This is a genomic window from Streptomyces pallidus (ex Mingjun et al. 2026) (genome assembly GCF_051550185.1).
Taxonomy (GTDB): Bacteria; Actinomycetota; Actinomycetes; order Streptomycetales; family Streptomycetaceae; genus Streptomyces.
This window is the reverse complement of the sequence record NZ_CP196181.1, coordinates 116,325-139,047: the sequence shown is the minus strand read 5'-3', so window position 1 is coordinate 139,047 and position 22,723 is coordinate 116,325. Positions and strand designations below refer to the sequence as shown.

19 protein-coding genes and 1 pseudogene are annotated in these 22,723 nt (G+C 69.9%); 13 read left to right on the top strand and 7 right to left on the bottom strand.

Going from position 1 to position 22,723, the window contains the following annotated elements:
- Nucleotides 1–30 precede the first annotated feature (30 nt).
- From ACSHWO_RS00695 to ACSHWO_RS00680, 4 genes are all read left to right on the top strand, one after another.
- Nucleotides 31–2,655, top strand: coding sequence for an RICIN domain-containing protein (locus ACSHWO_RS00695; protein ID WP_438309581.1), 2,625 nt, complete (start codon nucleotides 31–33; stop codon nucleotides 2,653–2,655).
- 58 nt (nucleotides 2,656–2,713) lie between these two features.
- Complete coding sequence (locus ACSHWO_RS00690; protein WP_438318832.1) at nucleotides 2,714–3,007, top strand: BTAD domain-containing putative transcriptional regulator; 294 nt, start codon at nucleotides 2,714–2,716, stop codon at nucleotides 3,005–3,007.
- A gap of 27 nt (nucleotides 3,008–3,034) precedes the next feature.
- On the top strand, nucleotides 3,035–3,775 hold the full coding sequence (locus ACSHWO_RS00685; protein WP_438318829.1) for a macro domain-containing protein: 741 nt from the start codon (nucleotides 3,035–3,037) through the stop codon (nucleotides 3,773–3,775).
- A 132-nt stretch (nucleotides 3,776–3,907) separates the two neighbouring features.
- Nucleotides 3,908–4,489: a CHAT domain-containing protein gene (locus tag ACSHWO_RS00680; RefSeq protein WP_438309580.1), complete on the top strand. Its 582-nt coding sequence runs from the start codon at nucleotides 3,908–3,910 to the stop codon at nucleotides 4,487–4,489.
- 20 nt (nucleotides 4,490–4,509) lie between these two features.
- Here the strand turns inward: ACSHWO_RS00680 and ACSHWO_RS00675 are convergent, their stop codons facing one another.
- Both ACSHWO_RS00675 and ACSHWO_RS00670 read right to left on the bottom strand, forming a co-directional pair.
- Nucleotides 4,510–5,139 (bottom strand): hypothetical protein, encoded by a 630-nt coding sequence (locus tag ACSHWO_RS00675; protein ID WP_438309579.1) that lies wholly within the window; start codon nucleotides 5,137–5,139, stop codon nucleotides 4,510–4,512.
- Nucleotides 5,136–5,510: a hypothetical protein gene (locus tag ACSHWO_RS00670; RefSeq protein WP_438309578.1), complete on the bottom strand. Its 375-nt coding sequence runs from the start codon at nucleotides 5,508–5,510 to the stop codon at nucleotides 5,136–5,138. Before ACSHWO_RS00670 ends, ACSHWO_RS00675 begins: the two co-directional genes overlap by 4 nt.
- A gap of 379 nt (nucleotides 5,511–5,889) precedes the next feature.
- Here ACSHWO_RS00670 and ACSHWO_RS00665 point away from each other — a divergent pair, with 379 nt between their 5' ends.
- The 4 genes from ACSHWO_RS00665 to ACSHWO_RS00650 all read left to right on the top strand — a co-directional run bounded on the left by ACSHWO_RS00665 (nucleotide 5,890) and on the right by ACSHWO_RS00650 (nucleotide 9,981).
- Nucleotides 5,890–6,318, top strand: a complete 429-nt coding sequence (locus ACSHWO_RS00665) for an Hsp20/alpha crystallin family protein (RefSeq protein WP_438309577.1) — start codon at nucleotides 5,890–5,892, stop codon at nucleotides 6,316–6,318.
- Between the two features lie 329 nt (nucleotides 6,319–6,647).
- Nucleotides 6,648–8,510 carry a molecular chaperone DnaK gene (gene dnaK / locus ACSHWO_RS00660; RefSeq protein WP_438309576.1) on the top strand — a complete coding sequence of 621 codons (1,863 nt, stop codon included), beginning with the start codon at nucleotides 6,648–6,650 and terminating at the stop codon, nucleotides 8,508–8,510.
- Nucleotides 8,511–8,557: 47 nt separating this feature from the next.
- Entirely contained in the window at nucleotides 8,558–9,127 is a 570-nt protein-coding gene (grpE, locus tag ACSHWO_RS00655) for a nucleotide exchange factor GrpE (protein WP_438309575.1), read from the top strand.
- A gap of 434 nt (nucleotides 9,128–9,561) precedes the next feature.
- The gene (locus ACSHWO_RS00650) at nucleotides 9,562–9,981 is read left to right on the top strand and encodes a J domain-containing protein (RefSeq protein ID WP_438309574.1); all 420 of its coding nucleotides are present in this window, start codon (nucleotides 9,562–9,564) and stop codon (nucleotides 9,979–9,981) included.
- Between the two features lie 624 nt (nucleotides 9,982–10,605).
- On the opposite strand, the gene ACSHWO_RS00645 is transcribed toward ACSHWO_RS00650, so the two are convergent.
- Both ACSHWO_RS00645 and ACSHWO_RS00640 read right to left on the bottom strand, forming a co-directional pair.
- On the bottom strand, nucleotides 10,606–11,781 hold the full coding sequence (locus ACSHWO_RS00645; RefSeq protein WP_438309573.1) for a glutathione-independent formaldehyde dehydrogenase: 1,176 nt from the start codon (nucleotides 11,779–11,781) through the stop codon (nucleotides 10,606–10,608).
- Nucleotides 11,782–12,078: 297 nt separating this feature from the next.
- The gene (locus ACSHWO_RS00640; protein WP_438318826.1) at nucleotides 12,079–13,128 is read right to left on the bottom strand and encodes an MFS transporter; all 1,050 of its coding nucleotides are present in this window, start codon (nucleotides 13,126–13,128) and stop codon (nucleotides 12,079–12,081) included.
- 299 nt (nucleotides 13,129–13,427) lie between these two features.
- Between ACSHWO_RS00640 and ACSHWO_RS00635 the strand changes: the two are divergent.
- A pseudogene (locus tag ACSHWO_RS00635) lies at nucleotides 13,428–13,601 on the top strand (three-helix bundle dimerization domain-containing protein); the annotation flags it as partial.
- 126 nt (nucleotides 13,602–13,727) lie between these two features.
- On the opposite strand, the gene ACSHWO_RS00630 reads toward ACSHWO_RS00635, so the two are convergent.
- Nucleotides 13,728–14,708 carry a GlxA family transcriptional regulator gene (locus tag ACSHWO_RS00630; RefSeq protein WP_438309572.1) on the bottom strand — a complete coding sequence of 327 codons (981 nt, stop codon included), beginning with the start codon at nucleotides 14,706–14,708 and terminating at the stop codon, nucleotides 13,728–13,730.
- Between the two features lie 100 nt (nucleotides 14,709–14,808).
- Here ACSHWO_RS00630 and ACSHWO_RS00625 point away from each other — a divergent pair, with 100 nt between their 5' ends.
- The 3 genes from ACSHWO_RS00625 (at nucleotide 14,809) to ACSHWO_RS00615 (ending at nucleotide 17,134) form a co-directional block, all read left to right on the top strand.
- Entirely contained in the window at nucleotides 14,809–15,285 is a 477-nt protein-coding gene (locus tag ACSHWO_RS00625; RefSeq protein WP_438309571.1) for a hypothetical protein, read from the top strand.
- A gap of 392 nt (nucleotides 15,286–15,677) precedes the next feature.
- Nucleotides 15,678–16,799, top strand: a complete 1,122-nt coding sequence (locus ACSHWO_RS00620; protein ID WP_438309570.1) for a tyrosine-type recombinase/integrase — start codon at nucleotides 15,678–15,680, stop codon at nucleotides 16,797–16,799.
- Nucleotides 16,796–17,134 carry a helix-turn-helix domain-containing protein gene (locus ACSHWO_RS00615; protein WP_179175689.1) on the top strand — a complete coding sequence of 113 codons (339 nt, stop codon included), beginning with the start codon at nucleotides 16,796–16,798 and terminating at the stop codon, nucleotides 17,132–17,134. Before ACSHWO_RS00620 ends, ACSHWO_RS00615 begins: the two co-directional genes overlap by 4 nt.
- Before the next feature lie 185 nt (nucleotides 17,135–17,319).
- Here ACSHWO_RS00615 and ACSHWO_RS00610 read toward each other — a convergent pair whose 3' ends face one another.
- Both ACSHWO_RS00610 and ACSHWO_RS00605 read right to left on the bottom strand, forming a co-directional pair.
- The gene (locus ACSHWO_RS00610) at nucleotides 17,320–17,793 is read right to left on the bottom strand and encodes a hypothetical protein (protein WP_438309569.1); all 474 of its coding nucleotides are present in this window, start codon (nucleotides 17,791–17,793) and stop codon (nucleotides 17,320–17,322) included.
- Nucleotides 17,794–18,234: 441 nt separating this feature from the next.
- The gene (locus ACSHWO_RS00605) at nucleotides 18,235–18,801 is read right to left on the bottom strand and encodes a class I SAM-dependent methyltransferase (protein ID WP_438318823.1); all 567 of its coding nucleotides are present in this window, start codon (nucleotides 18,799–18,801) and stop codon (nucleotides 18,235–18,237) included.
- A gap of 2,283 nt (nucleotides 18,802–21,084) precedes the next feature.
- On the opposite strand from ACSHWO_RS00605, the gene ACSHWO_RS00600 reads away from it, so the two are divergent.
- Nucleotides 21,085–22,344: a HEAT repeat domain-containing protein gene (locus ACSHWO_RS00600; RefSeq protein WP_438309568.1), complete on the top strand. Its 1,260-nt coding sequence runs from the start codon at nucleotides 21,085–21,087 to the stop codon at nucleotides 22,342–22,344.
- The last annotated feature ends 379 nt before the right edge of the window (nucleotides 22,345–22,723 follow it).

Here is a 22,723-nt window from a genome sequence, read left to right as displayed (position 1 = left end):
CACAGTGATACGCAAGGAGAACAACTCCCCATGAACAACCCCACGAACGGCGGGCGCCGCGGGCGTCACCGCCGTCGCTGGACCGGGACCGGACTGCTGCTCGGTGCGCCCGCCGTCGTCGTGCCGTATCTCCTGTTCGTGCAGGACGACTCGCAGGCCGCGACGGTCGACGGCAACGCCTACTACCGGCTGGTCTCCGTACGCAGCGGCAAGGCGCTGGACGTCAACGCCTTCTCCACCGCCGACGGCACCCGCATCCAGCAGTGGACCGACCAGAACACCGCCAACCAGCAGTGGAAGCTGCGACCCACCGGGGACGGCTACTACGAGCTGGTGAACCGCAACAGCGGCAAAGTACTGGGCATGGCGGGCGATTCGACCGCCCAGGCGGCCGCCGCCGAGCAGCAGACCGACAGCTCCTCCACCTCCCAGGAATGGCGGATCGACGACGTGAGCGGTTCGGACGCCGTCGTCCTCACCTCCCGTAGAAGCGGCCAGGTCCTGGACGTCTCCGGAGGCTCCACGGCCGACGGCGCGGCGGTCATCCAGTACCGCGGCCATGGCGGAAGCAACCAGCAGTGGAAGCTGGTGAGGACGGCCGAGACCCAGGCGCCCGGATCCGGACCGTACACATGGCGGAACGCCCAGGTGGTGGGCGGCGGTTACGTCACCGGGCTGGTGTTCAACCCGCGGGAGAAGGGCCTGCTGTACGCGCGTACCGACATGGGCGGCGCCTACCGCTGGGACACCGGGGCCGAGCAGTGGATCCCGCTGACCGACTGGCTCGGCGAGAAGGACTGGAACCTGCTGGGCGTCGACGCGCTGGCCACCGACCCCGTCGACCCCGACCGGCTCTACCTCGCGACCGGTACCTACACCAACGAGTGGGCCGGCAACGGCGCGATCCTGCGCTCCAAGGACCGCGGCCGCACCTTCCAGCGCACCGACCTGCCCTTCAAGCTGGGCGGCAACGAGGACGGCCGCGGGGCGGGCGAACGGCTGGCGATCAACCCCGCGGACAACGGCACCCTCCTGCTGGGCACGCGCAAGAACGGCCTGTGGCGCAGCACCGACCACGGCGCGACATGGAGCCAGGTCTCCTCGTTCCCCGTCAAGGACGGTGCGAGCAGCGGTGGCGGCATCTCCTTCGTGACGTACGGCCCGGCAGGCAGCAACACGGTCTACGTCGGCGTCGCCGACAAGTCCACCTCCCTGTACCGCTCCACCGACGGCGGCAGCACCTGGCAGGCGGTCCCCGGGCAACCCACGGGCCAGTTCCCGCAGCACGGCGTGGTCTCCGGTGACGGCTCGCTGTACCTGACGTACACCAACGCCCTCGGCCCCAACGGCGTGACGGCGGGATCGGTCTGGAAGTACGCACCGGCCGGCGGAACGTGGAAGAACGTCTCCCCGTCCCAGGGCGGCTACGGGTTCTCCGGCCTGGCCGTCGACCCGCGCCAGCCGTCCACGGTGATGGTCACCACCCTCGACCGCTGGTGGCCCGAGGACGAGATCTACCGCACCACCGACGGCGGCACGACCTGGAAGGCACTGGCGGACAAGTCGGTGCGGAACGCCTCCGGCGCTCCCTACGTCGGCACCCACACCGGGCACTGGATGACCGCCCTGGCCATCGACCCCTTCGACTCCGGGCACGTGCTGTACGGCACCGGCAACGGCATCTGGCGCAGCAAGGACGCCAACGCCACCGACAGCGGCGGCACCAGCCACTGGACCGCCGGGGCGCGGGGCCTCGAGGAGACCGCACTGATGGACGCGATCGCCCCGCCCGGCGGTGCCGCTGTCGTCACCGCCATGGGCGACCAAGGCGGTTTCCGCCACGACGACCTGAACAAGGTCCCGGCCGGGCGGCTGAGCAATCCGGTGATGACCAACAGCACGGACATCGACTTCGCCCAGTCCGTGCCCTCGATGATGGTCCGCGTCGGCCGCGGCGGCGCGCAGGACGGCGCCTACTCCACCGACGGCGGCATCAGCTGGAACGGCTTCAAGGCCGAGCCGGTGGCCGGTGCCCAGGACGGCCGCGTCGCGCTCGCGGCCGACGGCTCGACCATCGTCTGGACCCAGGCCGGCCAGGCTCCGTACCGGTCGACCGACAAGGGAGCGAGCTGGTCGAAGGTCAGCGGCCTGGGCACCGACGCCGTCGTCGTCGCCGACCGCTCCTCGGCCGGCACCTTCTACTCCCTGTTCCGCGGCACGCTGTACGCCAGCACCGACGGTGGGGCGACCTTCACCGCCCGGGCGGCCGGCCTGCCCTCCGGCCGGCTCATGGCCGTCCCCGGTATCGCCGGAGACCTGTGGATCGCCGACGGCGGCCGGGGGCTGCTGCACTCCACCGACGGGGGCCGCACCTTCACCCCGCTCACCACGGTGAAGTCGGCCTCTGCCCTCGGCTTCGGCAAGGCCGCACCCGGTGCCTCCTACCAGGCCCTGTACCTGATCGGCACCGTCAAGGACGTCACCGGCGTCTTCCGCTCCACCGACAGGGGCGCCACCTGGGCCCGCGTCAACGACGACGCCCACCAGTGGGGCAGCATCGGCGGCGTCGGCGTCATCACCGGCGACCCCGACGTCTTCGGCCGCGTGTACGTCGGCACCAACGGCCGCGGCCTGCAGTACGGCGACCCGTCCTGACCCCGACCCTCGGGCGGGGCCGCAGGCACAACGGCCTGCGGCCCCGCCAGGCCGGGACCTGGCCGTCGCCCGTCACTGCCTCTGCGACAGTTTTCGGCGCTTCCGCGCAGAGACAAACGGGTACCGTGGCCGAGGCGCCCGTACGGCCGCAGCCGAGGTGCGACGAGACGAGGCTCTGGAGCTGTGGCGCGGCCGACCGCTGGGGGAGGTGGCCGACACCGAGTTCGCCCAGCCCCTGATCCGGCGGCTGACCGCGATGTACGAGTCCGCCTGTGCGGAGCTGGTACGGGCCCACACCGATGCGGACCGGCCCGAGCTGGCGCTTTCCGTTGCCGAACGGCTCGCCGCGTAGCGGCCGTACGACGACGCCGCGCTCGAACTGCTCCAGGGGCTGTGGTCACGGCTGCGGGAACGGCACGGCGCGGAGCTGCTGCGCCACGAGTTCCACTCGGCGCGCGCGACCCTGGTCGTCAAGCGCGGGGATCTGTTCTCCGAGAACGACGCCAGCCTCGTCGCCGGGTTCGGCGACACCTTCGACACCGCGACCGAGAACGACCTGGTCATCAGTCGTGACAGTGTGCAGGGGCAGTTGCTGCACCGTGTCTTCGGCGGAGACCGGGCCCTGCTGGACCGGCAACTGAGGCGGGGTCTTCGGACGGTCGAACCCACCGGGCGGGAGAGCGTCCGCGACCAGCCCCGGGGCAAGCGGCTGCGCTACCTGGTCGGGACCGTGGTGCCGGTGTCGCTGGCGGAGCAGCCGGGGCGACGCGTCTTCGCGGTCGCCTACAGCAGGCAGGGCCTCGACCTGGTCGCCCGGTCCACCCCGGAGGAGCTGCGTTTCTCCCTCGGCCGGTTCTGGGAGTCGGTCGCCCGGCACGGACTGCTGAGACCCGTCGCGATACCGCTGGTGGGGGCCGGCCTGGCCCGGGTCACGGCGCTGGAGGGGCACGAGGTGATCGGCATGATCGCCGAGACCTTCCTGCACGCCTGCCGGGATCGGCCCGTCACCCCGGAGCTGCGCATCGTCGTCCGGCCGGAGGACCTGCGCAGGATCCAGCTGCCGGAGGTGGCCCGGTTGGTGGAGGGCCTGGACACCGGGGGGCGGGGACGGGGGCGGTGAGGCGGTGATACTCGATCAGCAGTTCGTCGCGCACCTGTATCCGCCGGCCGACGGACCGCACGCCGGGGCGGCCACCGGGCCGTCACGGAGGTCTGGCGTGGCTGCGCCTCCCTGCTCCGGCTCACCGAACCGGTGCCGGGGACCGGCTGGCTGCCGGTGCTGTCGAAGTCGCTGTCGGAGACGCGGCGCCTGGCCGAGCTGTTCCCCGGCGCCCTCCACACCAGCCTGAGTGAGGACACGGCGACGGGACCGCAGGTGCTGGCGGAGCTGAACCAGCACCCGTACGTGCATTTCACCTGCCACGGCCGGCAGGAACTCGACGACCCCGTGCAGGGCGGACTCGTCCTCCACGACGGGCTGCTGAGCGTGGCCCGGCTCATCGAGGGGGCCCGGCCCGGCCGGCTCGCCATGTTGGCGGCTTGCCAGACGGCCACCGGGGGACTGGTCAACGCGGACGAGGCGATCTCCCTGGCCTCCGCTCTGCGGTTCGGCGGCTGGCAGGACGTGGTCGGCTCCCTGTGGGCGGCCAGGGACGATGCCATAGCGCTGGTCTCTGAGGCCGTCTTCGAGGCGGTCGCCGCCCTCCCCGACGGGGACGGGCCCGCCGGGGACACGGTGGCGCGGGCCCTGCACGCAGCGGTCCGCCTACAGCGGGACCAGGCCGCGGGCGACCTGGCCTCGGCGTGGGCGCCCTTCGTGCACCTGGGCCGCTGACCAGCGCGTGGAGGCGGGGTTCAGCGCTGCGGGCAGGCGTTCACCGCCTTGACGCCGAGCACCCGGTCGAGCGGGATCCGTAGCTCCGCCGACCGGGTCCGCACCGTGAGGGCGCCGTCCCCGACCTGGCGGACGGTGCCGCAGGCCGTCAGGTCCGGGGTGAGGACCTCGACCTGCGGTGCGGCCCGCTCCGGCCCGTACCAGGTGACCCCGACGGCCGCGAGCAGCAGTGCGGCGTGCACCACCACCAGTGCGCTGCCCCGGCGCAGGTCCCGGGCGGCGGAGACGGCCAGCTGGTGCGCGTGCGCCAGCCGGTCGGGCAGCTGGGAGGCCGGCACCACCTGGGGCATGCCGTGCGCTGCGCGCAGCACCAGCCAGGCCGCGCCCGCCCCGGCGACGGCGGACAGCGCCAGCAGGACCCCCGCGGTCCAGCCGGCGGCGGGCGCCAACTGGGTCACGTCGGACCGCCCCTTGACCAGCCCGAAGCTGACCAGTCCGGCCATCAGCCCGGCGAGCCCGCCCCGCCAGGCCAGCGCGGCGGCGCGGATCCGCTCCAGCTCGGCGCCGCCCGGCAGCTCCTCCCTGTACTCGGCCCGATGCAGGTCGTGGGGGGTCGCGGGCGGCCCCGGCCGGAGCTCGGGGGCGTTCACGGCCGGTCCTGCGGGGGGAGGACCCGGAGGTTCCAGTACGCGCCGCAGCCGCGGCGGCCCTCAGGACGACCCGGGTGCGGGAGTCGGCAGTTGCAGCGCACCGTGTCGTACGGGCGGAGGGCGTCGCGGCCGGTGAGTCGGAGCCGGATCCGCCAGGTCCGGCGGCGCCGGGGCCCGGCCCGGCGCAGGACATCGCTGACGAGCGGGACGGAGAGCGCCGCCCGGCCGCGCGGGCAGGGCCCGTTGAGCAGGGTGAAGCCCTTGGAGGGGCGCTGCACGCTGAACGTCCGCGCCGCCGCGGCGGCGTGGACGTCGTCGGTCGTCTCCGCGTACGCCAGCGCGTCCAGGTGGTCCGTGTGGTCCGTGCCCATCGCAGCCTCCTCTTCGCCGGTGGTGCCGCCCGCCGCCGGTCGCCGGCGGACGCCGATCAGGAGACGCGGTGGGGTGCTGCCCGGGGAAGCCTGCGGCCGCTTCCAGGGTGCTTCCGGAATGCTTCCGGATCCGCCGGAGGTCAGTAGTCCCCCGTCTCGTCCGCCGGGAGGCGCCCCACTTCGGCCAGCCGGAACCCTGGGGCGACCCGGACTCGGTCACCGTCGCGAACACCGACCGCTACGGAACAGCGACGGCGCGGGGGTGGGACGCTGCACCGCGGCACTGCCTTGAGTCGGGTCTTGTCAACTTTATTGCGGCGCGCTATATAGGTGGTGTTGCCATGTGCATCTGTGACGAGAGCGAGAGGAGTGAAGGAAGATGCTCATGCGGACCGATCCTTTCCGTGAACTGGACCGGCTGACGCAGCAGGTTCTGGGAACCACGGCCCGGCCGGCGGCCATGCCCATGGATGCCTTCCGCGAGGGCGATGCCTTCATCGTCGAGCTGGACCTGCCCGGAGTCGCCCCCGAGTCCATCGACCTGGACGTCGAACAGGACGTCGTGAACGTCCGGGGGGAGCGGCGGACCACCGCCTCCGGGGACGACAGCGACGTGCTGATCGCGGAACGCCCCTCCGGCAGCTTCAGCCGCCAGCTGTTCCTCGGCGAGACGCTGGACACCGACCGGATCGAGGCCTCCTACGAGGCCAGTGTGCTGCGGCTGAGCATTCCGGTCGCAGAGCAGGCGAAGCCCCGGAAGATCGAGATCAGGGCCGCAGACGGCTCACGCAAGGAGATCAACGCCTGACGGACGCCCGGCAGGACCGGTGGGCGACCGGCCTTCCCCCGGCGCCCACCGTCCGCGGATCCGCAGCTGCCGGAGTCAGCCGGGACGAAAGCGAGGTTGCGGGCATGGCAGAAAGACCGCCTCTGACGGCCGCGATCCGACAGCGCGCCGACGGGCACCTCGAGGCCGCCGTCTCGGGAGAGATCGACATCGAGGCACCGCTCTGAGGTGAGCGTCACGTCACCCCTGGTGCGGCACCTCATGCGGCGGACCGGTACAGCGGCGGCCCTGCTCGGGCCGCCCCGCGAAGACAGCAGCCGAAAAGTTCATGGATCTGAGAGGAGCGGATGATGGCACGCGCAGTCGGGATCGACCTGGGCACGACCAACTCCGTCGTCGCAGTCCTGGAGGGCGGCGAGCCCACGGTCATCACCAACACCGAAGGAAACAGGACCACGCCTTCCGTGGTGGCCTTCGGCAAGGGCGGAGAGGTCCTGGTCGGAGAGATCGCCAAGCGGCAGGCGGTGACGAACGTGGACCGCACCGCGCGGTCCGTCAAGCGCCACATCGGCGAGGCGGACTGGCGTTTCCCGGATGCCGCCGACATCGACGGCAAGCGGTACACGGCGCAGGAGATCTCGGCACGCGTCCTGCAGAAGCTGAAGCGTGACGCGGAGGCGTATCTCGGTGAGGACGTCACGGACGCCGTGATCACCGTTCCGGCGTACTTCAACGACTCCCAGCGCACCGCGACGAAGGAAGCCGGCGAGATCGCGGGCCTGAACGTGTTGCGGATCATCAACGAGCCGACGTCTGCGGCGCTGGCGTACGGACTGGACAGGGAGAACGACCAGACGATCCTCGTCTTCGACCTCGGTGGCGGCACCTTCGACGTGTCGCTCCTGGAGATCGGCGAGGGGCTCGTGGAGGTCAAGTCCACCAACGGCGACACCCACCTGGGCGGCGACGACTGGGACCAGAAGATCGTCGACCACCTCGTGAAGCAGTTCCAGAACAACTACGGCGTCGACCTTTCCAGGGACAAGATGGCGCTCCAGCGTCTGCGCGAGGCCGCGGAGAAGGCGAAGATCGAGCTTTCCGCCGCTACCGAGACCAACATCAACCTGCCCTACATCTCCGCATCCGCAGAGGGCCCCCTGCACCTGGAGGAGAAGCTCACACGCTCGCAGTTCGAGCAGCTGACCGCCGACCTGCTGGAGCGCTGCAAGGCACCGTTCCACAACGCGGTGAAGGACGCGAAGATCAAGGTCTCGGACATCGATCACGTCATCCTGGTCGGCGGGTCCACCCGCATGCCGGCGGTGACGGAGCTGGTCAGGGAGCTGACCGGCAAGGATCCGCACAAGGGTGTCAACCCGGACGAGGTCGTCGCCGTCGGCGCCACCCTCCAGGCCGGTGTCCTCAAGGGTGAGGTCAAGGACGTCCTGCTCCTCGACGTGACCCCGCTGTCCCTCGGCATCGAGACCAAGGGCGGCATCATGACCAAGCTCATCGAGCGCAACACCACGATCCCGACCAAGCGCTCGGAGATCTTCACGACGGCCGAGGACAACCAGCCGTCCGTGCAGATCCAGGTCTACCAGGGCGAGCGCGAGATCGCGGCGTACAACAAGAAGCTCGGCATGTTCGAGCTGACGGGCCTGCCGCCGGCCCCGCGCGGCGTCCCGCAGATCGAGGTCTCCTTCGACATCGACGCCAACGGCATCATGCACGTGACCGCGAAGGACCTCGGCACGGGCAAGGAGCAGAAGATGGCCGTCACCGGCGGCTCGTCCCTGCCTCGCCAGGACATCGACCGCATGATCCGCGAGGCCGAGCAACATGCCGAGGAAGACCGCCGCCGCAAAGAGGAGGCCGAGACACGCAACAGCGCCGAACAGCTCGTCTACCAGACGGAGAAGCTGCTCCGCGACAACGAGGCCAAGATCCCGGCCGACCTCAAGAAGGAGACCGAATCCGCGCTCGCCGACCTCAAGGAGAAGCTCAAGGGCCAGGACACGGCAGCCATCCGCACGGCGACGGAGCGCGCCGGCAACATCGCGCAGAAGATCGGTACCGCCCTCTACGACACCCAGGGCGCCGCAGCAGGCTCTGGCGGATCGCCTTCCGGCGCGGGGGCGTCCGGCACGGATGAGGACGTCGTCGACGCGGAGATCGTCGACGACGAGAGCCCGAAGGGAGAGGCCCGATGAATCCACCGAAGTCTCCCAACGGACCGCGAAAGCAGCCGGCCCCCCTCGTGATCAGGGACAAACGACGCATCGACCCCGTCACCCTCGAACTCAGGGCGGGCGACCAGCCTCCTCAGCACACCGAGACCAGCGGCGGTGAGTTCGGAAGGCCCGGCGGCGCCCCTGCCGCCGGGGCCACCGCCGTGCACGACCGGCTCGCCGAACGGACCGCCGACCTGCAGCGCCTCAAAGCGGAGTACGACAACTACCGCAAGCGGGTGCAGCGTGACCGCCTCGCGATACGGGAAATCGCTGTCGCCAACGTCCTGGCAGGGCTGCTGCCCGTCCTGGACGCCATCGACCAGGCCCGCGAGCACAGCAACGTCGGCCCCGGCCTGCTGGCGGTCGCCGATGTACTGGAGACGCAGCTCGCGACGCTGGGCCTTCAGGAAGTCGGAAACCCGGGAGAACCCTTCGACCCCACACGCCACGAAGCGGTCTCCTACCAGCAGTCCGACAAGGTCGACCGGCCAACATGCACCACCGTGCACCGGCCCGGCTACACCGTCGGACACCATCTGCTGCGCCCGGCCCAGGTCACGGTGAGCGAACCGCCCGACCAGGAAGAAACCGGCTGAGCATGACACCCAGCGGCGGGGAGGATGGGCAATCCGACCCCTCCGGCACCCGCCCTACACCCCCCGCCGCCGACGGCTGCTGCGAGGGAACGCGAGGCCCGCTCACGGAGCTGGTCCGGGCTTCCGAGTTGCTCCGGCTGGCCAGAAAGGCGGCCAATCCGTCGGCGGCCGCACAACAGGCACGAGGCGCCGACAGGCGATGTACGGGGAAGGCATGCCGTCGCGGGGGAAGCACTCCCGGATACCGCCCTCATCATGACTGTACTGCTGGACGTATTAGTTGATACTCCAGTCCTGCCGTGCCCATCGGCCGTACGTGTAGTCCACTCGTCGGCCTCGATATACCCGCACCGGAGCCTTGACAATATCCCTTGGAGGTTCTGAGACGGTGGCAAAGACGGGGTCGCTTTCGGCTATTTCCGGAGGTGAGAGAAATGAGCGGTTCGCGGCCGTCGCGCGACCACTACACCGTCCTCGGACTCCGGGCCGAGGCGTCGCCGGAGCAGATCACCAGCGCCTACCGCGCGCTGATCCGCGCCCTGCACCCTGACGCCCGCCCAAGCGGGCCGCAGGCAGGCGCGGAACTCGCCGAAGTCATCGACGCCTACAAGACCCTGCACGATCCGCTGCTGCGGTCCGCCTACGACGCCCAACGCGACCAGAAGCGGCCCGTCGGCCACCCGGTACGGATACCCGTACGAGTGAGGTCCGCGGGAGGCCCCGCAGTACAACCGGTTCGACCACCCGCGGCGCATCCTCGTACGACCGCATACCAGGCCGCCTCACCGCCGTACGAAGACCCGTTCGACCGACTCATAGCCTGGATGCTTTACGGCATACAGTTCCCGCAATAACCGGTAACGCTTTGTGTGGTCGCTGCCGGAATTCAGGGGCGTCGACGCACTCCGCGCCGGCCTGAAGAAGCAACACAACGACCGTCCGGCAATCCCCAACACCAGACCCGTTCACCAACCGTGAATCCGCCGTCAACGCCGCCAACAGCTGACCCGCCCGTCAGTACGGCGGCTCCTTTCAGCGAGCAAAAAACGGTCGGCTCATTCGTCGTGTCCGTCACGGCAGCGTCCCGCGACGGTGCGACTCGCCACCCGGACCGGCGCATTGTGGTGGGGCAGCCCCATCAGTCCACCACCTGTGCCGGGGTCGCACGTGGCGGCCCAGGCCCGGCACGGGCTCCCGACCGGGTTTGCTCTCCGCCGCCGTGGCGTTCGAACCCGGACCCCGGCCGGGTGGCCCGGGTGCGCGGCGAGACCGACAACCAGCCAGGGCGGGGCGCGCCCCTGGGGGTGAAGGTCGCCGACGGTCTGTGGGCCAGGGGGCCACTGGGGCGACCACCCGGTCACCTGCGCTGCCGCCGGGGCAAGTCAGCTCCAGCAACGGCTGGCGGACCAGCGCCGAAACCGGGGCCGGCCGCCGGTCGCGCCCGCCCGGTGCTGGAGCGGCTGAAGCCCCTGGTCTCCTTACGGCTTGTGGCCGTTGCCGTGGCCGTCTGGATGCAGCACCACCTTCGTCCAGCCCTCGTCACGGGCGTCGAAGTGCTCGTAGGCGGTGGGGGCCTCGTCCAGGCTGAGCTCGTGGGAGACGATGAAGCTCGGCGTCGCCTTCTCGCCGGCGATCAGGTCCCGCAGCGCCCGGTTGTACCTCTTCACGGGCGCCTGGCCGGTCCCCATGTGCTGGCCCTTGAACCACATCATCCCGAAGTCGAGCGGCACCTTGCCCTGTGCCTCCAGCTCGCCCTGGGCCTCTTCGCCGCCGGGGTCCTGGGGCAGGAAGACGCCCACCACGCCGATGTCGCCCGTGAACCTGACCGAGTCGATCAGGCCGTTGAGCGTGAGGCTGGCGTCCTCCTGTCCCTCGTGGTCGTGCGCCTGGTAGCCGACGCACTCACACCCGTTGTCGGCGCCCAGACCGAGGGTGGCTTCCTTGACGACCTCCGCCGGGTCCTGCTCGGCGGTGTTGATCGGGATGGCCCCGATCTCCTCAGCCTTGAGCAGTCGGTCGGGCTGGTGGTCGGCCACCCAGATGCGGCCGGCGCCTTTGAGCACGGCGGAGTAGGCCGCCATCAGCCCGACGGGCCCGGCCCCGAAGATGATCGTCTGGTCGCCTGGCTTGACGTGGGCCATCTCGGTGGCGTGATAGCCGGTGGGGAAGATGTCGGCGAGCATCACGTAATCCGTTTGCCGCTCGGCGGCGTCCTCGCCCAGGCGCAGTGCGTTGAAGTCGCCGTAGGGCACGCGCAGCAGCTCTGCCTGGCCGCCCTGGTAGGGGCCCATGTCGGCGAAGCCGTAGGCAGCTCCGGCGAGGGCCGGTTCCGGCTGCATGGTCAGGCAGTAGTTGGTCAGACCCTGCTCGCACTGCTTGCAGAAGCCGCAGGCGATGTTGAAGGGCAGGACCACATAGTCGCCGACCTGGACCTTGCGGACGGCCGAGCCGACTTCCACGACCTGGCCCATGTTCTCGTGTCCCAGGGTGCGGCCGGACTCGAACGAGGTGCGGCCCTCGTACATGTGCAGGTCCGAACCGCAGATGTTGGTGGTGGTGATCTTGACGAGGATGTCACAGGGATGTTCGATCTTCGCGTCCGGTACGTTCTTCACCACGACCGTTCGCGGTCCTTCATATACGGCTGCTTTCATGATGCTTCCCTCGGTGCCGCGGCACGACCGCGGCGCGACGGTGGGAGAGGCGACACGCAGGGCCTCAACCCCGGAGTTTGCTGAGGACGGGGTCCGTGGCCCCGGCACGCCTCGCGGGCCGTTCACCCGAATCAGATGGACGGTGGAGCCGCCACCGGCCCGCCAGGCGCAGCTTCGGCGCTCCGGTGGCCTGCTGAGCGTGTCCCCGTCGTGTCCGGCACGAAACAGTCATCTGCCGAACGATCAGCGGATTCCCTGACCTGCATCAGCCGTCCACAACCTCCCTGGACAGAACAACTAGGTCTCCTCAAGGCGGGCGTTTGGTACCTCGTCGCAGCGCGGGAGGGCGCCGCCAGGACACACCGGGTCTCGTCGATCCTCCGCGCTCGCCCCGGAGGAGCTGCGCCATGCGGTGCCAGCGGCGGCCGCGGCCGTGCCCGGCCCGTACTGTGGGGCAGGCGCGTGCCACCGGCCTGAGGCCGGTGTCCTCAGCAGCAGTCCGGCGGATACGGTGGCCACCAGCGAAACGGCGGCGAGTACCGCGAAGCCGTAGCGGGTGCTGCTGTGGTCGGTGACCGTTGCCACCAGGAACATCGCCCCGATCGTGGCGGCCAGTCCGCCGCCGTTCGCGAGTCCGAAGACCCTGCCCACCGTGGCCTCGTCAGCCGAGGCCATCAACATGGTGCGGGAGGCGATCCTGGCCTGCCCGAACACGAAGGCCCCCAGCGGCACGCCGATGAGGTAGCCGGCGATCCCGAACTCGCTCTGCAGCACCAGGCCCACAGCACAGAGCAGGAACCCGGCGACGGCGATGCGAAGGTCCGGATGGCGCCTGGCCACGATCCGGTAGGCGCCTGTGGCGGCCAGGAAGCCGAGACACCCCAGGGCATCCACTATGCCGAACGTACCCGCCTCCAGGTGGAGTTCACCGATGACGGCGGTGGGCAGCAGCGCGTTGAACACCGTGATGACTACGCTGCCCTGCGCGTAGAGCAGGATGAGACGCCAGAACCCCAGCGGCCGCCCGGCAGCTGCCGCCGCCGGTGTCGGCAGCGCGGTGCCGGGGGCTGTCGCCGGCCGACCCGGGCCCTGCCCGGTTGCCACGACGCAGAGCGCCGACACGACGAAGGTCCCGGCGTTGAACACCAGCAGCGGAACGGCACCCAGCGACTGGACGCTCAGGCCGCCCACCGTCGCCGACAGCAGCATGCCCGCCTGCGTCCCCATCTCATGCCGGGCGTTGAACCGCCCCAGGCGATCGGCCGGGATCCGCTCCTTGATCAGCGCGGCGCTGACGGGGACGAACAGCGCACCGACGACGGCCAGCGCGAAATTGGCGGTGTAGATCCCCCACTGACACCATCTGTCAGTAGAGTTCGAGTGGCGCCCGACCAGGCGGTGGAGGGGCCGTCAGACGATCGGGATCGCCGCCGCGCCCTCGGTACCGGCGACCGATTGGCTGGCGGAACTCCCCACGACGGCTCTCGGAGCGATCCACATCCGCGTCCGTTCCGCCGTGCCTACGTCCCTTCCCGCCCCTGCTACCACGTGGATGGAAGAGGTGCCACCGATTGACGGAAGATCGACTTCCGCGTGTGGTTCTGCCAGGGCACCAGTGGGGGAGAGCCGGGTCACGCGACGGAAGGATGGTTTCCATGCCGGAGGCATCCGAGGACGTAGCCACCCGTGCCGCCGTGACAGACCGGTTGCGCAAGGTGCTCCCCGCTCTCGGGTCCGACGTCGTCCGGACCACGGTCGACGTCCCTTGTGGCGCGCTCCGGTACGCCCGGGTGCGCACCTGTCTGCCGATCCTGGTGGAACGCCGTGCGCACGCCTCCGTGCTGCGGGAGATGACGACCGGCGCAGCGGCCGCGACGGCGAGCCGGGCCATTGAGTACGGGGTTACGTGCCCCGCGTCCGGCCGGCTTGGATGCGGCGAACCCTCCTCAGGTGGGCCCGGCGGTGGCTGCGCGGTGTGCGGAACGGTAGCGGCCTGGGGAGATTCCGTATCTGGCGGTGAAGGCCTGCCGGAGCGTCTCGGCGGACCCGAAGCCGCACCGTGCGGCCACGCTGGACAGCGGGAGCGTCGTCGAGGTCAGCAGGTGGGCTGCGGCCTCGGTTCTGGCGCGTCGGACGTACCGGCCGGGGGGTAGCCCCAGGTGTTCAACGAACAGGCGGTTCAGGTGACGCGGGGCCACGCCAGCGAGCATGGACAGGGCCCCGGCCGACAAGTCGTGGTTCGGGTGCTCAGCGATGTGCTCCGCCAGTCGGCGGATGACGTCGTCGCGGGGCGGAGGGGCGGCGGTGAACAGGCTCACCTGCGCCTGGTTTCCCGGGCGTTGCAGATAGACGACCAGGTCGCGGGCAACTTGGCGAGCCAGTTCGCAACCGTGGTCCTCCTCGATGAGGGCAAGGGTCAAATCGATCGCGCTGGTGATTCCCGCCGCCGTGTAGATGTTCCCGTCCTTGATGTAGAGGGGGTCTGGATCCACGGTGACGGCGGGATGGCTCGCCGCGAGCCGGGCTGCGAACCGCCAGTGCGTGGTGGTGCGGCGACCGTCGAGGAGGCCCGCGGCGGCGAGGACGGCGGCCCCTGTGCACAGCGAGGCCACCCGGCGGCTCTCCCGTGCCAGCCGACGCACGTGTCCCACCAGCCGCACGTCCTGCGCGGCACGTTCGAAGCCGATGCCACCCGAGACGAAAAGAGTGTCCAGGGGCCCCGTCACCCGTTCCAGCGATTCCTGGCTGAGCAAGAGGATCCCGGAACCACAGTCGATCGGATCGCCGGCCGGTCCGACCAGCCGGACGTGGTACCGATGGGTCAGGTCCCCGATCCGGTTCGCCATCTGCAGCGCGGTCGTGACGCACGCGATATCCAGCAACTCAGCCGCTTCGTACCCGATCACCAGCATGAGCCGTTCCCCCATGAGGTCTGACCCTATGCCGGACGGACTTACATCCCAAGGTTCGTGACAGGAAGAGGGCGCGAGAGTCCACGACCGGACTGGCGGCCGCGACGGTTGGTGCATGACTCTTCCCCGCGGCTCCCGCGCAGGCAGCACGACCGACGTCCCGCACGACCGCAAGGCCAGTAGGGTTCGCGTTCTCCTGACCCGGTGTGCACGCCGCTGGCCCACCTGGCTCGCCGTGGCCCTCGTCGTCATCACCTTTGCCGACGGTACCGCGCCGTTCGAACTGCTCGCGGCCCTCCTCGTCGTCATGCCGCTGTGCTACCTGGCCTTCGGGGCCAGACGCCGGGAGCTCGGCACACAGCGCGCCCTGGCGGTCCAGCTGGCTGGCCTCGTGGTCTTCACGGCCGTGGGGCTCTTGGCGCTCGGGGTGGGCCCGCCGGGCGCTGGCTACGTCGTAGCGGTCGGGTGGTTCGCCCACGGCGTGTGGGACGTGGTGCACCACCGCACAGGCAAGGTCGTGCCGCGGGCCTGGTCGGAGTGGTGTGGTGTCGTGGACATCCTCGGGGCGGCGGCGATCGTGCTGCTGACCTAGACGAGCAAGTGTGAAGCCTTGGGCAGTGGTCGTATGCGATCAGTGATCGGGTGACGGGTGTTCGTTGGCGCGGTTCCTGCTGTCGACGCCCTGTCAGCCGCGCACCAGGGCCGATGGCGGCTTAGCGCACGATCTGACATGGATGTTCCAAGTGCCGCCAATTGCATCGGATGCGAACTGGCGACGGTATGTGCATCGCGGCCGGGTGACGTGGGGCTGATGCCGCTGATCAGCGGTATCAGGCGTCTGGGTGCCCAGTGACCGTAGCGGTTGGCGAGGGGTGGCGGCGAGCGACTGTCACCCGTTGGGATGGATGGCCTGCGGTTTCAGCTCCGACTCGCGCCCGATGCGGTTTTCTCGCATCAAATGCGAGTGACGGAGAGTGGTAGCCGGTGAGGTTCAATACGGCGCCGGGGGCGGCAAAGCTGCACCTGGCGGATGGGGTCGCCCTGCTGCGACCGGAAGAGCAGGTGTTCACCGCGATGTTGGGCGGCTTCGCCAACCAGCAGCTCGCGCGGAATCTGGCCCGGACGACGGTGGAGGGCCGGGAGAACACGGTCAAGGCGTTCGCCGCCTACGTGAACACTTACCCCTGGCAGTGGACGCCGGCGATGGTCGACGAGTGGCTCGGTGACCTGCGCTCACTGCGGGACCTGAAGCGCTCGACGATCCGCTCGTACTCCGAGGCGGTTCGAGCGTTCTGCCACTTCCTCACCGACCCGCTCTACGAGTGGACGGCGACCTGCGAAGAGCGGTTCGGCACCCATCCGGTGCAGGTAGTGCATGAGTGGAACACCGCGGTGCACGTCCAGGACAACGAGGCGGACGCCAAGAAGCGCGCCTTCACCAAGGCCGAGCTGCACGCGTTCTCCGCGCACTGCGACGATGAGGTCGCCCGCATCCGGGCCTTCGGCCGCAAGGGCTGGCTGCCCGCCTTCCGCGACGCGACCCTGTTCAAGACCGCCTACGCATACGGACTGCGGCGCAACGAGACGCGGATGCTCGACGCCGCCGACTTCGGCCGCAACCCGCACGGAGGCGAGTTCGGCGAGTATGGACGGTGCCAGGTCCGGTTCGGCAAGGCCAAGAAGGGCTCGCCGCCCAAACGCCGCGGGGTGCTGACCGTTTGGGACTGGGCCCCGGACGTCCTGGACGAGTGGTTCACCGAGGTCCGCCCGCTGTTCGGCACCGACAACAACCCGGCGGCCTGGCCCTCCGAACGCGGTATGCGGATCGGATGCCAGCGGCTCAACTCCCGCTTCATCGCCTACCGCAAGACCCTGGGCCTGAACGACGGACTCGACTTCCACTCCTTCCGCAGGTCCTACGTCACCCACCTGATCGAGGACGGCTGGGACCCGCGCTTCGTCCAGGAACAGGTCGGCCACGAGCACGCCAGCACCACCTCGCTCTACACCTGCGTGTCCTCGGACTTCCGCACCCGCACCCTGCGGCGGCATCTGGACTCCGCAATCGCCGCGGCCCTCCAGACCCAGACCGGGAGGCAAGCATGAAACGCAAGGTCGGCTACACCTGGCGGCTGCGCGAGGTCATGGCCCAGCACCAGATCTTCACAGCCACCGAACTGATCCCGCTGCTGCGCGAACGCGGCATCGACCTGTCCGCCTCCCAGGTCCACCGTCTGGTCTCCGGCACCCCCGAACGCCTGTCGTTGCAGGTCATGGCCGCGCTCTGCGACATCCTGTCCTGCACCCCGGCCGACCTGGTGGCCACCACCGCCGAGAACGCCGGTGTCCGCAAGACCGCCACCGGCGACCTGCCCGCACCGCCTGTCGACAACATCGCGAAGCTGCGGCCACGCCCGGCCCGTATCCTGCCCGACGCATGAGCCCCGCCTACAAGACACCCGAAGAGCGTGATCGCTGGCACAAACGGACCTGTGCCCGCTGCGAACGGCACGGCTGGTTCGCCGCCCGCTGGCCCGACGGTCACGTCTGCCGCACCTGCCACGACAAGGCCCTGCGCGTCCGTGGTCAGTGTCCAGCCTGCGGCGACGAGCGTGTCCTGCCCGGACTACGGCCCGACGACGGGGCTCTGATCTGCCCGGACTGCGCGGGCTTCATGATGTCCTACCGCTGCTCCCGTTGCGAGCGGGAGGGCAAGCTGCACGGCGGCCGGCTCTGCACCCGCTGCACCCTCACCGACAGACTTGGTGAACTCCTCGACGACGGCACCGGCCGCATCCGGCCCGCGCTCCTCCCACTCGCCGAGTCGCTCCTCAACGCAGACAACCCGGTATCCATCCTGAACGGGCTCCACATGCGCAAGGGCAAGATCAGCGCCCCTGACGACCTGCTGCGGCGTCTGGGCCGGGGCGAGATCGAGCTGACCCACGAGGCGTTTCACACTCTCCAGCCCTGGCGGGCCGCCGCCCACCTGCGCGAACTCCTCATGGCCTGCGGTGTCCTCCCCGCCGTCGACAAGCGGCTCTGCCTGTTCGAGAGCTGGCTGGTCGGCCACCTCGCCGTTACCACCGAGCCCGAACATGCCCAGATCATCCGCCGGTTCGCGACCTGGAACGTCCTGCCGAAACTCCGGACTGCCGCCGGCCGCAGACCTCTCATACCGGGCAGCCAGACATACGCCACGGGCCAGGTCAAACACGCGACAGCCTTCCTGAACTGGCTCAGAGCTCACGATCTGACCCTCACCACATGCCGTCGGGCCGACACCAGCTCAACAGCCTCGGCATTCCCACAACCGCCGCCCGGACCGCAGCGATCCGCCAGCAAGTCCTGGGGATGCCCGCCCCGGTCGTCGCGGACGCTCTCGGCTACCACAACAAGACCACCACTCGCCTGCTCAACGAGACCGGCGGAACGTGGAGCCGATACGCCGCTGGAGATCACACACGATCACCAGCAGGCTGGGCTCCACGGGGACCTGGCGACAGTTGAATGCGCGAGCACATCAGTAGATGGCCATGCTCTAGCGGAGGCGGGCGAGCAAGTGGGCGTCGAGGAATCCCCGCTCAGAGGCCGGGTCGTGGAGCAGCCGGGCGAACGGGACGAGCCCGGCCAGGGCCAGCAGCTCGGCGAACCGGTCCGCCGGCCAGCTATAGGCGGGCGTCACCTTGTGGTCGAAGCGGACCGGCTCGGGCCCGTCGGTCGCGAAGAACGAGGCCAGGAGCAGGCCCCCTGGTGCCAGGACACGTGCCTGCTCGGCGAGCAGCGCGGGTAGTTCCCCAGGAGGGGTGTGGATCATTGAGTAATGGGCCAGCACGCCCCCGAGCGCGCCGTCCTCGACTGGCAGGGCCTCCATCCGCGCCTCGTCGAACTGCAGCGCCGGATGGACCCGCCGGGCGTGGTCGACCATGGCTGGGGAGAGGTCAAGCCCGAAGGCGTCCAGGCCCAGGTCATGCAGCATTGCCGTCAGATGTCCGGGCCCGCAGCCGACATCGGCTGCCCGCAGGTTCCCCGTCCCCCGCACCAGCTCGGCAAAGATGCCGATCATGTTTCGCGAGAACGGCTGCGTCTCCAGCCGATCAGCGAACATCGACGCATACAGCTCGACGACCCCGTCGTAGGCCGCCCTGGTCTCGTCCTGGTGCTCCACGCGAAGGAAGTTAACACCCGTCGTCCGCAGCCGTCCTCCCGCCCCGTACCGAATCCCGCACCTTCGCGGCGGACGCTCTCGGCTACCACGACAAGACCACCACCCGGCTCCGCAACGAGGCCGGTGCGACCTGGAGCCGATACGCCACTGGCGACCACAATCGGTCACCAGATGGCTGGGTTCCTCGGGGAACCGGCGACAGTTGATTGCGAGAGCCCACCAGTATCAACCCTCGTGTTTCCCTTTGGTTCCGGAGAACCCGAGGGGCTCCGCGGGAACCCAAAGCCCATCGCTGGGATTCCCGGGACCGTGTCGGTGGGTTCGGGTGAACCGCCGCTACGCGTATCTGTTTCACCACCCCTACCGCAGTCCCGGGGCCACGGCCTCCACCTCCAGGCCTTCCGACATGGCTCACTTCCGGGGAACACCGGAACGGTCATGATCTAAGGATGGCAAAGCTCGGAGGCCGCAGGCGCCGGCATTGGCGGGTGTTGCTGGGGACGGTGGGCGTTCTAGCGGTGGCGGCAAGCGCGCTGATCGAGGGGCGGGAGGAGGGGGACCCGGTCCCAGTGCGCCTCTCGCCGGCCGAGTGGGACACCACCGTTCCCCTCCTGGAGTGGTTCGTCTCCCGCCTCATGGCTCCCCTACGACCACCCGGCCAAGATGGTCGAGGAACTCGCCCGCCAGCGCCTCGTGCTGCCGGTGCTGGACGGCTTGGACGAGATGGACCCCACCGCGCCCGGCGGAGCCCCCTCCCCCGACGCCCCGCGTGCCCGGGCGGCCTTGGAGGCGCTCAACACCTACCAGAACGGCCGCGCGGCCGGTCCGGTGATCTTGACCTGCCGCACCCGCCACTCCGAGGCGCTGGGCCGCCGGGTGCGGCTGCACGACGCCGCGCGTATCGACATTGACCCCGCCACCCCTCCTACCGCCCGCGCCTGCCTGCGGCAGCGCGCCCCCGACCCCGGGCGCTGGAGGCGCTGGAGGGTGACCCGACTGGCGCGCTGGCCACGACCTTGTCCACGCCGTGGCGGCTGTGCCTGGCCGCCACCGTCTACGCCCGCGACGGGGACCCCGCCGACCTGCCGTGCCACGCCACCCCAGCCGGCCTTGACGAATACCTGCTGGCCCGCTTCGTCTCCGCTGCCACCGCCCTCCACGCGCGCGCCGGCCTTATCCCGTGGGTGATGTCCGCCGCTGGCTGTCCTGCCTCGCGGCCCATCTGGACACCGCGTGTCATGTTCTGCCGCTGATCGTCATGGGCGTTGGGTTGGCCGTCATGGCTGGCTGCCATGCGGCACGGGCCCTGGCCACACGCCAACGCGGTTCAGCAGGTGCTCAGGAACTCGTGGGATGTCGCACATCCGCCAACGGCCCCTGCCTCACCGCACGGCATTCGACCCACCGAAACGGTATGAGCTGATAAGGATTCGTGCGCGGAGAACGATGTCCGTACTCTTGGCCGGAGCGGGGGTGCGCGCATTCCCGTAGGTTGCGGAGCCGTGGCAGAGCGGTCCAATGCGATCGCCGTGGGCGAGGTCCCGCCCACGGCGACTGACGGGGACGGGGCGGACCTGCCCCCAGCTGTCTCGCGGGTTCAAATCCCGTCGGCACTGCAGCCGAACACGAATGAAGTGGGGCGCGGACCGCTGTCCGCGCCCCACTTCCTCCGTCACGGCACCTTGGAGAGCGCCTTGCTCCGGTCGTGCTGGGGGCCGTGCAACTCCCGGCGGCACGGGAGCTCCGTCACATCCTCCCGCCCCGCAGGCCCCGGGCAGGGGCCACGCCCCTGCCCCGCTCCGCGAGGTGGCCATGGCCGCAGGCCGGCGAGGGCCTTCAACGTGATCAGCGACTCTACGGCCGCCAGGCCGTCGAGCCGGCGGACGAGTTCGGCGAGGAGCCCGGTGAGCTGCTCGGGAAGTTGGACGGCCGAGTCCGGGATCACCGACAGGTGCGCGTCGTAGTCCGCGATCGGCCCGACAGGTTCAGGCCGCCTCGTGGAGAGGCTCGTCGTGGGGAGGGCGGTTCGAGCATGCACTCGGCCACGCCCCGCCAGCCGCACGAGCAGCTGCCCCGCAGGACCGCCGATGCCGGCGCTGAACCGCTTCAGGGCCGAATTGAAGGTGCTCAGGTGCTGATCCTGAGTTCGGCACGGGCACGCGCAGGCGGGATGGATGGGCAGACCTAGACTGAGCTGCGGGAACACGGCGGGGGAGCGGAGTCATGGATTTGAGTGGGCGTGCGAGCGATTCGGCGGAACCTCCTCTGATCGCCGCGGTTCGTGCGGGGGACATGCTCCTGGTGAAGCGGCTTTTGGAAGAGGACGGGGACTACGACGAGCGGGCAACGGCGTTCGGTGTGGCTGTCCAGGCGTTCCACGGGGGCATCGCTGACCTGCTGCTCATGGGTGGGGCCGATGCCAGCCGGTGCGCGCCGGAGGAGCTGCTGTCCCTGCGCGAGGCAGTTGATTCGGGTTCGCCCGCGCTGGTCGGGGCCCTTCTGGATCACCGCATCCGGGACAGGTACCCGGCGTCCGAGCTGCTGGAGATGCGGGATCTCGCGCGAAGCTGGCACGAGGCGGGGACCGAAGCCGAACTGCGGCGCCGCGCCGGCTCCCAGGAGGAGCTTGTCCGTACCAGGGTCCAGGACGATGAGTACTACACAGTTGGCGAACTCACTATCGGCGCAATGACCGTGCGGGACGGGCACGGGGCGATCCTCACAGACCTGGAGGAATTGCTCGGTATCCGTGCCTCGTGCGAGGAGCTCATCGCACGCGCTCTGGACCGTGACCAGGACCACACGGTGTGGGGACGGGCCGCGATCGTGCTGGCTCACCGACGTGAGCGGGAGACCTGGGCGGCCGCCGAGACCTTGCGTGCTGATGCGGACCCGTCTCGCCGGTTGTTCGGTGCCGAGCTGATACGGCTGATCGAGCTCTTCGCTGACAGCCACGAGGAAGAGTTCTGCGTCCTCGCCGTGGACGCCCTCACCGACTGGTCGGCCGTGGAGACGGACACCGCTGTCCTCGCAACGGTGCTGTACGGACTTGATTCGTACGCCGGACCGCGTGCCGAAGCGGCCCTCCTGGCGCACGTCGGCCACCACGACGGTGGCGTCCGCCAGGCGGTGGCCGCCGGGCTCGGTACGCGCTTGGACTCCACCTACCTGTCCGGCGAGGCTCGTGAGGCACTCCTGACGCTGATGACCGACCCTGATACAGACGTACGGATCACGGCCTGCCGCAAAGCCGGCGAGGTCAGAAACGGTGATCCCGCGCTGACGGACGCCATGGCGGCCCTCCTTGACCACCCGGAGCGCCGGGTTCAGCTTGTGGCCGTGTACGGTCTCGCACTCCACGACGACGAGCGGTGCGTGGAAGGGGCAGACCGTCTGGGCCAACCGCGGCCCGGCTTCCGCGACGAGGAAATGGCCTGCCTCGACGTGGCGTGGCGGTATCGATGGCGCCGCGACGACAACTGACGTCAGCGTTGCGAGCCTGGGGGTCAATCCGTGATCAAGTGCACCTGGCTGGGTTCCATGGGCAGCTCGTACGCGGTGATGCAGTCGTTGATGAGTGTGCCCACGTGCGCCCCGCAGGCGCACTGGCGGTTCATGCCTGCCTGGCCGTGAAGACCGCAGCATCCGCTGCAGTGCCTGGGACAGTCAGTGTCTTCCCGAAGGCCGCGGGCGTCGTCGGGGGGCAGAACCACTGAGTTGCGAGTGCCAGCGGACACCAAGAACCCGTCGACATCGTCCGGGTCCCCGAGACAGGAGCCGCCGGTGAAGACCGGGCGGGGCTCGGCACTGGGCAGAAGCGGTGCACCCCACGGCTCGGGTTCCAGAGCGAGGAAGCCCAGTG

Bases quoted from the DNA above. Each gene is read 5' to 3' on its own strand.
- ACSHWO_RS00695 (WP_438309581.1), top strand. From the start codon at position 31: ATGAACAACCCCACGAACGGCGGGCGCCGCGGGCGTCACCGCCGTCGC.
- ACSHWO_RS00670 (WP_438309578.1), bottom strand. From the start codon at position 5,510: ATGGGCACGGACCACACGGACCACCTGGACGCGCTGGCGTACGCGGAG.
- ACSHWO_RS00665 (WP_438309577.1), top strand. From the start codon at position 5,890: ATGCTCATGCGGACCGATCCTTTCCGTGAACTGGACCGGCTGACGCAG.
- dnaK (WP_438309576.1), top strand. From the start codon at position 6,648: ATGGCACGCGCAGTCGGGATCGACCTGGGCACGACCAACTCCGTCGTC.
- ACSHWO_RS00650 (WP_438309574.1), top strand. From the start codon at position 9,562: ATGAGCGGTTCGCGGCCGTCGCGCGACCACTACACCGTCCTCGGACTC.
- ACSHWO_RS00645 (WP_438309573.1), bottom strand. From the start codon at position 11,781: ATGAAAGCAGCCGTATATGAAGGACCGCGAACGGTCGTGGTGAAGAAC.
- ACSHWO_RS00630 (WP_438309572.1), bottom strand. From the start codon at position 14,708: ATGGGGGAACGGCTCATGCTGGTGATCGGGTACGAAGCGGCTGAGTTG.
- ACSHWO_RS00625 (WP_438309571.1), top strand. From the start codon at position 14,809: ATGACTCTTCCCCGCGGCTCCCGCGCAGGCAGCACGACCGACGTCCCG.
- ACSHWO_RS00615 (WP_179175689.1), top strand. From the start codon at position 16,796: ATGAAACGCAAGGTCGGCTACACCTGGCGGCTGCGCGAGGTCATGGCC.
- ACSHWO_RS00610 (WP_438309569.1), bottom strand. From the start codon at position 17,793: ATGTTCGGGCTCGGTGGTAACGGCGAGGTGGCCGACCAGCCAGCTCTC.
- ACSHWO_RS00605 (WP_438318823.1), bottom strand. From the start codon at position 18,801: ATGTTCGCTGATCGGCTGGAGACGCAGCCGTTCTCGCGAAACATGATC.
- ACSHWO_RS00600 (WP_438309568.1), top strand. From the start codon at position 21,085: ATGGATTTGAGTGGGCGTGCGAGCGATTCGGCGGAACCTCCTCTGATC.